This window comes from Cellvibrio sp. KY-GH-1, from assembly GCF_008806975.1.
In the GTDB taxonomy this organism is placed as follows: Bacteria; Pseudomonadota; Gammaproteobacteria; order Pseudomonadales; family Cellvibrionaceae; genus Cellvibrio.
Genome location: NZ_CP031728.1, coordinates 5,547,935 through 5,559,784, shown reverse-complemented (window position 1 = coordinate 5,559,784; position 11,850 = coordinate 5,547,935). Strand labels below are relative to the sequence as shown.

Annotated in this window: 11 protein-coding genes; all 11 read right to left on the bottom strand. The window is 46.6% G+C overall.

Annotation, left to right across the window (positions count from 1 at the left end):
* Nucleotides 1-4 precede the first annotated feature (4 nt).
* Complete coding sequence (locus tag D0C16_RS23110; protein ID WP_151034583.1) at nt 5-490, bottom strand: chemotaxis protein CheW; 486 nt, start codon at nt 488-490, stop codon at nt 5-7.
* Nucleotides 491-523: 33 nt separating this feature from the next.
* Nucleotides 524-2,584 carry a chemotaxis protein CheA gene (locus tag D0C16_RS23105; protein WP_151034581.1) on the bottom strand — a complete coding sequence of 687 codons (2,061 nt, stop codon included), beginning with the start codon at nt 2,582-2,584 and terminating at the stop codon, nt 524-526.
* Between the two features lie 56 nt (nt 2,585-2,640).
* Nucleotides 2,641-3,006 (bottom strand): response regulator, encoded by a 366-nt coding sequence (locus D0C16_RS23100; RefSeq protein ID WP_151034579.1) that lies wholly within the window; start codon nt 3,004-3,006, stop codon nt 2,641-2,643.
* Between the two features lie 24 nt (nt 3,007-3,030).
* Nucleotides 3,031-4,746, bottom strand: a complete 1,716-nt coding sequence (locus D0C16_RS23095) for a fused response regulator/phosphatase (RefSeq protein ID WP_151034577.1) — start codon at nt 4,744-4,746, stop codon at nt 3,031-3,033.
* 12 nt (nt 4,747-4,758) lie between these two features.
* Nucleotides 4,759-5,040, bottom strand: a complete 282-nt coding sequence (locus D0C16_RS23090) for an STAS domain-containing protein (protein WP_151034575.1) — start codon at nt 5,038-5,040, stop codon at nt 4,759-4,761.
* 31 nt (nt 5,041-5,071) lie between these two features.
* Complete coding sequence (locus D0C16_RS23085) at nt 5,072-5,350, bottom strand: STAS domain-containing protein (protein ID WP_151034573.1); 279 nt, start codon at nt 5,348-5,350, stop codon at nt 5,072-5,074.
* Between the two features lie 29 nt (nt 5,351-5,379).
* Nucleotides 5,380-6,516 (bottom strand): methyl-accepting chemotaxis protein, encoded by a 1,137-nt coding sequence (locus tag D0C16_RS24585; RefSeq protein WP_225319065.1) that lies wholly within the window; start codon nt 6,514-6,516, stop codon nt 5,380-5,382.
* A gap of 294 nt (nt 6,517-6,810) precedes the next feature.
* Nucleotides 6,811-8,331, bottom strand: a complete 1,521-nt coding sequence (locus D0C16_RS23075) for a fumarate hydratase (protein WP_151034571.1) — start codon at nt 8,329-8,331, stop codon at nt 6,811-6,813.
* Between the two features lie 79 nt (nt 8,332-8,410).
* Nucleotides 8,411-9,193 carry a hypothetical protein gene (locus D0C16_RS23070; RefSeq protein ID WP_225318829.1) on the bottom strand — a complete coding sequence of 261 codons (783 nt, stop codon included), beginning with the start codon at nt 9,191-9,193 and terminating at the stop codon, nt 8,411-8,413.
* 164 nt (nt 9,194-9,357) lie between these two features.
* Nucleotides 9,358-9,942, bottom strand: a complete 585-nt coding sequence (locus D0C16_RS23065; protein ID WP_151034569.1) for a superoxide dismutase — start codon at nt 9,940-9,942, stop codon at nt 9,358-9,360.
* Between the two features lie 185 nt (nt 9,943-10,127).
* Nucleotides 10,128-11,771 (bottom strand): chaperonin GroEL, encoded by a 1,644-nt coding sequence (groL, locus tag D0C16_RS23060; protein ID WP_151034567.1) that lies wholly within the window; start codon nt 11,769-11,771, stop codon nt 10,128-10,130.
* Nucleotides 11,772-11,850: the final 79 nt, after the last annotated feature.

The window sequence follows — 11,850 nt, the reverse complement described above, 5'->3', positions numbered from 1 at the left end:
TCTACTATTCCTTATCGGTAACTGAGTTAGATTCACACAACGCCATCTCTTCACTCGATATCAACTTCTCTATATCTACTAAAATAATCATTTGCTCGTTCACTGTCGCCAAACCCAGCAAGTAATTACTATTGAATGCAACTCCAAAATCTGGGGGCGGGCGCAACTGATCCCTACTCAACGTCACCACATCAGAAACGCCGTCGACCACAATGCCAACAATACGGCTGTGAATGTGCAGAACAATCACAATTGTAAATTCATCGTAAGTTACATTCCCTACGTCAAACTTAATACGCAAATCGACTATCGGAACTATGTCACCGCGCAAGTTAATAACGCCCTTTATAAATGGCGGCGCATTTGCGATTTTAGTAACGGATTCGTACCCTCGAATTTCTTTAACAGTCAGAATATCTATTGCGTAATTTTCATTACCCAGTGTGAACGTCAAATATTCTTGTGCAATATTTGTAGCGATTGATTCCATAACTCACTCCGTAACCCACACTGAGGCATTAACTCAAACAGCGGCTGCCAAATGAATATTTTGATTAACGCTAAGCGCGAGTGATTCCACGTCAACAATTAACGCTACGCTTCCATCACCCATAATAGTAGCTCCAGCAATTCCCTGTACCCTTCTGTAGTGCTGTTCCAGGCTTTTAATCACTACCTGCTGCTGCCCAACCAATGCATCGACAAATAATGCAAAGCGATACTTAGTCGTTTCTATTAAAACGACAATACCCTTAGCCGGATCAATATACTGGGAGTCCAATTGCATGACTTTATGCAGAGGTAAAATAGGCCAGTATTCATTGCGCACATGCAATAGCCAATCGTCCGCGGCGAGCGTTTTTATATCATTTGCCGACGGCTGCATTGATTCAACAATATGAACGAGCGGCACAATAAAAGTCTGACTGCCGACTGAAACGCACATGCCATCCACAATCGCCAAAGTCAGCGGCAAATGAATGGTAAATGTAGCGCCCTGCCCTGCGCGGGATTCGATATCAATTCGCCCACCAAGAGTTTGTACATTTCTTTTCACCACATCCATCCCAACGCCACGACCAGATACATCCGTCACTTCAGCAGCTGTAGAAAATCCAGGGGCAAAAATCAATTGCCAAACATCCTCATCTCTTGGATTTTCAGCAATTGCTATATTATTTTCGCGGGCTTTTGCGAGTATCCGTTCGCGATTCAATCCACCGCCATCATCACTAATACTGATAACAATATTGCCACCTTGCTGCGCCGCACGTAGCACCACGGTTCCAGTGGGACTTTTTCCGCGCTCACGTCGTACTTCCGCCGACTCAATGCCGTGATCAATACTATTGCGAACTAAATGCGTAAGTGGATCCACCAGCTTTTCTGTCAACCCTTTATCCAGTTCAGTCTCGCCGCCTTCAATAATTAAATCTATTTGCTTACCGAGTTTAGTAGATAGGTCGCGTACCACCCGTGGAAACCGATTGAAAACAAACGACACTGGTAGCATACGGATAGACATAACCGCTTCTTGAATTTCGCGCGTATTGCGCTCCAACTCATTGGCGACAGTTTGGAACTTTTCACCTAACGCACCTTCAAGGCTTTTACCCAATAGATTCATCATGGACTGTGTAATAACTATTTCGCCCACCAAATTAATTAATTGGTCGACTTTCGCTACATCAACACGAATGGAGGAACTTTCTACAGTGACGTGATCGTTTGATTTTGATTTGGACGCTAGTTGTTTCTGCTCCACCACCCCTTTACCAACCGAAGCGGATTGGACAGGCTCTGGATTTGCGTTGCGTTCCGCGACTATTGGCGGGACAACAGATAAAGTGGCCCCGACAGCGCGAGATTCAGCAGTAGATGGAGACCTAGCGGTAGACGCAACAACTTCAACTGCAGGAGATGCAGTCTCCAATAGGTCCTCAAAAAAACCGGCTACTGCATCACTCGCGGACCGACTCATTTCACTCGCAACTTCCAACACCACATTATCCGGAGCTGGGAGATCCTCGAAAAATCCGAAGCTGTCATCAGCAACGGGCTCATCAAAAAAGCCAAAACTTTCATCAGCAACAGGTTCATTAAAAAAGCCAAACGCTTCTTCCGCTGGAGCAGGCTCAACCTGGGCAAAGAAACCAAAGCCCTGTTGCTCCTCTTTCTCTACTGCCGCTTGGGTTTTGCCAGACGTTTCTATTTCGAGTTTTTGAGTGAGCGATTGCACACTCGCCCAATCAATGGCTCCACCACCACGATACGATTGCAAAATATCTTTTAGCTGATCTACCGAACTTAAAAACAGATCTACCATACTGGCGGAGATCGCCATTTGGCCTTTACGAATTTTATCAAGCAGGCTTTCCATTATGTGGGTGACGCTAGCCAATGCATCAAACCCAAAAATACCGCTACCACCTTTAATGGAATGCGCTGCACGAAAAATGCTATTCAGCATTTCTGGGTCTGGAGCTTTCAAATCCAAAGCTAGAAGGAGCTGCTCCATTTCTTCGAGGTGCTCCTGGCTCTCCTCAAAGAAAACCGCATGAAATTGTTGCATGTCGATGGACATATCCAGATCCTTCGCATTTAGTTGGCCTAGGTCTTATACAGCGTTATCTCACTGCGCTAACCCATGACTTTTTTGGCAATTTCCAATAACTTGGCCGGATCAAATGGCTTCACCATCCAGCCCGTTGCGCCCGCCGCACGCCCCTGCGCCTTCATCGCATCACTCGCTTCAGTGGTAAGCACCACAATCGGCGTACGCATGTGTGTGGGAAGTGCGCGAGTGGATTTAATAAAGGTCAGACCATCCATATTCGGCATATTTTGGTCCGTCAAAATAAAATCAAACGCTCGCGTCTTACAGATATTGAGCGCCTCCTGTCCATCCTTTGCCGCCGTAACGGCGTAGCCAGCAGACTTTAACGTTGCCTCCACCATCTGACGGACGGAAGTAGAATCATCGACAATTAATACTTGCTTGCTCATATATTGCTTCCTGAACCATGAAAATTAGTGCGTACTAATGACTACCTGAATTCGATTTCCCGGCGGAAATATTTCAACGCTCTGCGCAAGGCTTTTTATTAGCTTCAACCCTCGACCCGATAACAAATCATCGCCACCAGACGCTTTACCAAAAAAATCAAAGCCGTCTCCGGTATCTTCTACCGTAACGACCAATTGCGGCCCTCCAGCATTTGATAATTCCAAGCGCAATGACAACTCAATAGCATCCGCGTTCGTTAATTTTGCCAACCGCTCTTCACGTTCCTGAAAATAGCGGGTAAAGCCCTCAGGCTCTTCCTTTAAGCCAGAATCAAGCCGTAATACTCCGTGATCTAACGCGTTACTTACCATTTCGGTCACTACCAAAAAAATTATTTGGCAAGACTTCTGATCCATTCCAACACTTTGGAGGAACTTATTGCAAAGTGGTGATAACTCACAGTGAGCCAGTTTTTTCCCGCTCATTCGGACTTGCCAGGAAAAACTGGAAAATTCTTCCTTTATCGAACCCTCAATCGCATTTAATGACGCAGTATTTGCATAGCACGGAAGCCCATCAGGCCTAATAACACAAAATGAAACATCGTCCCGGTAAGATTCTGTTTGCGCATGCTCAAACAGCGTGGCCCCAAGAACATCCAGTAGATCACTGGGGTCCGAGCGAATCACATTGAGCAGTCGTTCTTGGGAAAAACATTCACCCTCCGCATTTTCCTGCTCTAATAACCCATCGCTGCATGCAAAAAAATAACCGGAATCAGAAATCGCCAGTGTTTCAACATTGGCATCAAAGCTGTTATCTTCCAATATACCCAGCGCCATGTGCTGCGATTTAAATTTGTGAATGACTTCGCCCTTACTTATCCAGTACGCCGGAGGCATACCTCCGTTCCACACATGAATTTTATGTTCATTCTTTTGGATATGAATAACTACCGCTGCAACAAAACGATCATGGGGGGTGTCACGCTCCAACTTTCGATTCATTTCGATAACTATCGGCTGAATATCAAAGCCCTTGGCAACCATAGTGTCGAAAATAGACACTACCGGCATCACCGTGATAGCCGCGGAAAGACCATGGCCGGTGGCGTCCGCTAAAAGAAAATATAGGTCACCACCCGGTGAAACCTTAGCAATCGCAATGTCGCCACTGAACGATGAGGAAGGCTTTAACCATATATTTACACCCTGAATTTTTTGATTGTTCTGCCGCAACAAATACTCATAAGTGAACTTCGCTACCGCCTCTTCTCTTTCAGCATCCTGCTTGAAACGCGCCAATTCAAAATTTTGCAAGCTAATCAAGCGCTGCAACTCGACCGACCGAATAAGCGAACTCACCTTTAATGCAAGCAAAGAAAGATTGACCGGTTTAATGACATAGTCAGCCACCCCTGATGAGAAGCACTTCTCTAAAAAATCAGGATCCTCATGGGTACTCACCATAATAACGGGAGGGACATTTTCAATATTTGCCCGACTAAGGCGTTCCAGAAACTCCAAACCTGTCCCATCGCCAAGTTGATAATCGAGCAATATCAAATCTACAGGTTTCCCACTTTCAATTGAACTTATCGCATCACTCAAGCTTGTTTCACCGCGAGTTAAAAACCCTTTTTCTTGCAAAAACTGACAAAACAATTCGTTGAGCAGCAAATCATCATCAACCACAAGAATGCAGTGATTAAAAGCGATTTGCTCCACTCGAATATTCATTATTTTTTGCTGCTAAATATAATCAAAAATGCGTTTCATATTGGCCATTTCCAGTATTTGCGACGCTGCGCCTTTAGCCCCCTTTATCGACATTTTTTTATTGGATGCTGCAGCTCTACGTTGCCACATCATCATCATTCCCAGTGCTGCACTGTCGATATATTCAACCCGACTGAAATCAAAAATAATGTTTTCAATCGACTGACTTTCGATATGTTCACCACATTGGCGCTGAAACTCTTTGTGATAGCTATAGTCGAAGCGATCGGGTAATACAATGGTGGCAACTGTCATCTCTGCACCTTATAACCTTCACTCAAGGTAATTAATGAATTTCGATTATTTTCTGCAAATTGGCTAACCCAAGAATTTCTTTGGGAGCCGTTTTCAGATTGATCATTACCAATTTTGATTGACGCGATTGCGCCTTCTTTTGCGACATAACCAGCAACCCAATACCGGCACTATCAATATATTCCAGATCGATACAATCCAGCGTAATGGTACCTGACTGTTCCAAAGCAACCGAGATAGCACCATTAAAGTCAGTACTGGATGAATAATCGAAGCGCTTTGGCATTCGTATAACCGCAGAGCTGGACATAAATAACTCCCATTAACATTAAAGCACGCTCAAAACAAATCTACACTTCCACTTTCTACCGATGAATTTGAAACGGGATTGTGTTTCTCTCGCATCGAATCTTCACGGTAATTTTTTACAGCGGAATGAAGTTCATTAAAATCACGCCCCACTTCAACCATCGATTGACTAATTAAAATTAGCTCTTGCAACCTTTGAATTATGTAACGCATATTTTGAGTCGACATATCCTCAAATTGTAGAGCGCGAATGGCGTTGTGCAATTGATTAACCAATTCAACAACCAATGGCTCCATATCCTTGGTAATCTTTTGATCACGTTCAGCTCTTTGAATCAGGCTACCGCTGACCTTTTGCATTTCCGCTTTTACTTGAAGTACGTAGGTCATATCCTGCGCTGCGACCTCACTGACCGTCGTCTTAAGATCTTCAATGCCCAATGCTATATTTCTTAGCTGTGTTTGAATTGCTGAACTAAAACCCGCAGATCGATTGGACAGCGCGCGTACTTCGTCCGCCACAACGGCAAACCCCCTACCGCTCTCGCCGGCACGCGCCGCTTCAATAGCAGCATTTAAGGCCAGCAAATTGGTTTGCGAAGCAATTTGATCTATATCCTGCAAAGCCTTCAATGCTAAGGGCATTTTTTCAGAAATAGATCCCACTTTATCAACCAGCTCCATAAAAGACGCACTCATCTCTACCGTGGTATCGACAAAGCGATTGAGCAAAGCGTAGGTATTGTCGGCAAATAATGTCATTCGCTCGGAGATGCTTTCACCACTCGCCCCGTCGCTAGTGTCGTACAACAATTGATTGATCATTTCTTGCTGGGTTTCAAGAATTGTTTTAATGCGATGAAACGACTCACTCAAAGTAAGTACAGCATCCGACTGAATTCCAATTTGCGCCTGCAAATTTTGTTGGCTCTCTTGCAACACTTGATCAAATAATTGACCGACCTCATCTACGATTTGCACTCCTTCGGAGCTATCGGTTGTGAATAACGATTGTTGCTGGTCGGGTTTTGGCTGTGCCAATAAATGCAAACCCAGTGCGAGTAACACACAAGAGACCAGAGGGCCAATCAAAGGATGGATGAAGTAGGAAGCCAGGCAGCCACTAATTGCTGCCAAGAGAAGATTTGAACCCTGCTTTGCTTGCATTGACAAATTCAACTCCATGACTCCATTGCAACCACAGATGACCGGTTAGCGCTATAGCTATTTCATAGGATAGTTTTAAAAGTAGCAGGTTTATTACTTAATGCAGGATTTACTAAGAGTTAAGTAGGAATTTTTATTTCGCAGCGGAATACAGGAACATTAAAGTATCCGTGCAATACAGATTCCATTCTAAAAATTTTATTTTTATTTCCCGGAATACTAGTTATAACTTTTTTGACATAAAAAAAACGGCAGTTATTAGCTGCCGTTTTTAATAGTAAGACTGTTGAAGATCTATTGAATTTCTAAAACACCTTCTTCAATTTTGGCTTTCCAAATTTTCGGACCGGTGGTGTGCACTGACTCACCGCGCGAATCTACCGCCACAGTTACGGGCATATCTTTCACATCAAACTCATAAATGGCTTCCATACCCAGCTCCGGGAAACCGAGGACTTTGGACGATTTAATCGCTTGCGCCACCAGGTATGCTGCTCCGCCGACTGCCATGAGGTAGACAGACTTATTATCGCGAATGGCTTCAATGGCGATTGGGCCACGCTCTGATTTACCAATCATGCCGAGCAACCCGGTTTGCTCCAGCATGGTGCGCGTGAACTTATCCATACGGGTTGCTGTAGTGGGGCCCGCCGGGCCAACCACTTCGTCGCGCACCGGGTCAACCGGACCGACGTAATAAATAAAACGACCTTTCAAATCCACCGGCAGTGGCTCGCCTTTGGCAAGCAGGTCAGTCATTTTTTTATGGGCCGCATCGCGACCGGTCAGCATCTTGCCGGACAGCAAAATAGTCTCTCCGGTTTTCCACTCAAGGACATCTTCAGGTGTCACTGTATCCAGGTTTACACGGCGCACGCTGTCGCCCACCTCCCAGGTGATGTCCGGATAATCTTCCAGCGCTGGTGGCGTTTGGAACGCAGGACCAGAACCATCTAATACAAAATGCGCATGGCGAGTTGCTGCGCAGTTGGGAATAATCGCAATGGCTTTGTTTGCGGCGTGAGTCGGGTAATCTTTGATTTTGATATCCACAACCGTGGTTAAACCACCCAGACCTTGGGCACCAATACCGAGGCGATTTACTTTGTCATAAAGTTCGATGCGCAATTCTTCATAGCGATCTTTCGCACCGCGCGCTTGCAGCTCTTGAATATCCACAGGATCAAGCAGTGCTTCTTTGGCGAGCAACATCGCTTTTTCTGCTGTACCGCCAATACCGATGCCAAGCATGCCCGGAGGACACCAACCCGCGCCCATTTCCGGAACCACTTTAAGCACCCAATCCACTACCGAGTCCGATGGATTCAACATCGCAAATTTGGTTTTTGCTTCCGAACCACCGCCTTTCGCGGCGACGTGAACATCGACGGTGTTGCCGGGAACAATGTTGTAGTGGATAACGGCCGGTGTGTTATCGCCGGTATTTTTACGCGCTCCATCCGGATCAGCCAAGATAGATGCACGCAGTACGTTATCGGGATTATTGTAGGCGCGACGCACGCCTTCGTTGACCATATCAGTCAGACTCATCTGCGCATCCCACTGCACATCCATACCCACAGTCACGAATACAGTGACGATACCTGTGTCCTGACAAATCGGGCGATGCCCCATTGCACACATACGCGAGTTAATCAGGATTTGCGCCATGGCGTCTTTCGCAGCTTTGTTCTGCTCGCGCTCATAGGCCTTATGAATGGCCTGGATAAAATCCACCGGGTGATAATAGGAAATAAATTGCAGCGCATCGGCGACGCTGTCGATCAAATCTTGTTGGCGAATCACGGTTGGCATAATTAATTCTCGTCTTACTAAAAAACTGATCAACTAAAAAAAACGCTCGCCAATGGGCGAGCGCAGGTTTAACGGAAAATTATTTTGGGGCAGTTCCCATCTGTTGTTTGATCTGCAAGATTTCGCGGTTGGTACTGCGGCGGAAATCATCAATTGCAGAAATAGCATCTTCGTTATTCTTGGTGCGCGACGCCAAGCTATCCAGTGCTGTCATTTCCAGAGCCATTTTATCCAGCTCCTCTTTCATATTTTGTACGCTCTGCCCCTGTTGGCTCACGCTGGTGGTCATACCATCAATTTTCGCGGCGGCAGCTTCTGCAGCAGTTTTGTTGGCAGCCACTTCTTGCTTGAGTGAGGCCAAGCCAGTTTTTGCATCTGTTGCCGCTTTTTGGGCGTTGGCAGTATCGCGCCCTACAGCGGTAATTTTTTCGCTATTAGCAGCAAGACCTTTGCGATTCTCTTCCGTCACACCAGCAATACGACGCACTTCGCCATCCAACTTTTTTAGGTTGGATTGCAAGGTCACCACCGACGCGCTCGACTCTTCCGAGGTAAGGCTCAATTGCTGCTCCAAACCTTTAATACGCTCATCAGCCTGCTTCAACATCGCTTGTGCCTGAAACAATTGCCACCCCAAAAAGCCGGCGCCGGCAACAGCGACTAACGCAACCACCAATGCAATCGCAGGCAAACTACTGGAGGGTGCAGGAGCATAGGCAACAGTAGATTGAGGGGTTGGCTTGCGCGCCGGGCGCGAAACTGGCGTGTCATGCTCATCATCCCGTTCATAGGATTGCTGGCGACGCGGTTCAGGCTGCTCGGAAATTGCGCCAGTGGACAGGGTGGGTTCTCTGCGTTCCATAACAACAATACCTTAAACAATGCAATAAACAGGAGGGAAAAACGGAGTGTGCGCGCATTTTATAGCAGCGGACAGTACAAACATAGGTCAGTACATGTAATTAACCAGAGATTCAGCCCATAAAAAAACGGGCACAAGGCCCGTTTTCTAAACTCGCCGCGAAATTACTTGGCGTAGTTAGCGTTTACGAATTCCCAGTTAACCAATGACCAGAAAGCACCAATGTAGTTAGGACGAGAATTGCGGAAATCAATGTAGTAAGCGTGTTCCCACAGGTCGATGGTCAGAATTGGAGTTACCGAAGCATCAGTCAGCGGAGTTGCCGCGTTACTAGTGTTAACAATAGCGACAGAGCCGTCTGCTTTTTTCACCAACCAAGTCCAGGAAGACGCAAAGTTGTTGATAGCAGAATTGGTGAAATCTTCTTTGAACTTGTCGAAAGAACCAAATGCCTTGGTGATTGCATCAGCAACTGCACCCGTTGGAGCACCGCCGCCATTAGGGCTTAAGCAGTTCCAGTAGAACGTGTGGTTCCAAATTTGCGCGGCATTGTTGAACACAGGGCCGGTAGAAGATTTGATCACTTCTTCCAGGCTTTTGCCTTCGAATTCAGTACCCGGAACCAGTGTGTTCAGTTTATCCACATAGGCTTTGTGATGCTTGCCGTGATGGTAATCCAGAGTTTCAGCAGAAATGTGTGGTGCCAGAGCGTCTTTTGCGTAAGGCAATGCAGGTAATTCAAAAGCCATGATGGTTCTCCTAATTCACGGTTGGAAAAAACGTTGCAGATTGTATCTGCTAAAAATAGATTTGTTATCTAATTACCATTAATTTTCATCAATCGTAGGGGCGCAATTTATTGCGCCCTACTTTTTATTTACCGTACCCTAAAACAGAAAGGGCGCGATAAATCGCGCCCCTACGAGATGCATGATTACATCATGCCGCCCATGCCACCCATGCCGCCCATGTCGTGGCCGCCACCTGCCGCTGGCTTGTCTTCTGGCAGATCAGCAACCATGGCTTCGGTGGTGATCATCAAACCAGCGATAGAACCAGCCGCTTGCAGTGCAGTGCGGGTTACTTTAGCTGGGTCAAGAATACCCATCTCGATCATGTCGCCGTAAACACCAGTAGCAGCGTTGTAGCCGTAGTTGCCAGTGCCTTTCTTCACAGAGTCAGCAACGACTGATGGCTCGTCACCGGCGTTGGCAACGATTTGACGCAAAGGCGCTTCCATTGCACGACGTGCAATAGCGATACCGGCGTTTTGATCTTCGTTGTCGCCTTTCAGGTCAGCGATAGCTGCAACTGCACGAATCAGAGCGGTACCGCCCCCTGGAACCACGCCTTCTTCAACTGCAGCACGGGTAGCGTGCAGGGCGTCTTCAACGCGAGCTTTCTTCTCTTTCATTTCTACTTCAGTGGCTGCGCCCACTTTGATTACCGCAACACCGCCAGCCAGTTTGGCTACGCGCTCTTGCAGTTTTTCGCGGTCGTAATCAGAAGACGTTTCTTCGATTTGTACGCGGATTTGTTGTACGCGCGCTTTGATCTCGTCAGCATTACCAGCACCGTCAACGATGGTGGTGTTGTCTTTGTTCATGGTTACGCGTTTTGCAGTGCCCAAATGCTCCAGGGTTGCGCTTTCCAGATCCAGACCTACTTCTTCAGAGATCACAGTACCGCCAGTCAATACCGCGATGTCTTGTAGCATAGCCTTACGACGATCACCGAAACCTGGCGCCTTAACAGCAGCAACTTTCACAATACCGCGAATGTTGTTCACTACCAGAGTCGCCAGTGCTTCGCCTTCAACGTCTTCAGCAACGATGATCAGCGGCTTGCCAGACTTGGCAACGCCTTCCAGAACTGGCAGCAGTTCACGGATGTTAGAGATTTTCTTGTCAACCAACAGGATGAACGGATGATCGTGCTCAACGCTCATGCTGTCCTGGTTGTTGATGAAGTAAGGAGACAGGTAGCCGCGGTCGAATTGCATACCCTCAACTACGTCCAGTTCGTTTTCCAGGCTGGTACCTTCTTCTACAGTGATAACACCTTCTTTACCGACTTTTTCCATAGCTTCGGCAATCAGCTCACCCACAGAGGTATCGCTGTTAGCAGAGATGCTACCTACTTGAGAGATAGACTTGGTGTCTGCGCAAGGAACGGCGATTGATTGCACATGCTTAACTGCAGCGCCAATCGCTTTGTCGATACCACGCTTCAGATCCATTGGGTTCATACCGGCCGCAACAGATTTCAAACCTTCGTTCACAATGGCTTGTGCCAATACGGTAGCAGTAGTAGTACCGTCACCTGCATCGTCAGAGGCTTTGGACGCAACTTCTTTTACCATTTGCGCGCCCATGTTTTCGAACTTGTCTTTCAGGGAGATTTCTTTAGCAACAGATACACCGTCTTTGGTGATGGTTGGAGCGCCGAAAGACTTTTCCAAAACCACGTTACGGCCTTTTGGGCCCAAGGTTGCTTTAACGGCATCGGCCAGAATGTTTACACCGGCAAGCATGCGTTGACGGGCGCTATCACCAAACTTTACTTCTTTAGCTGACATGATTTGTACCTTTAAAAATTCGTTTTCGTAAGAAATTCAGGGAAATCGAGCGTATTAAATCGCTTTTCATTCAAACCAA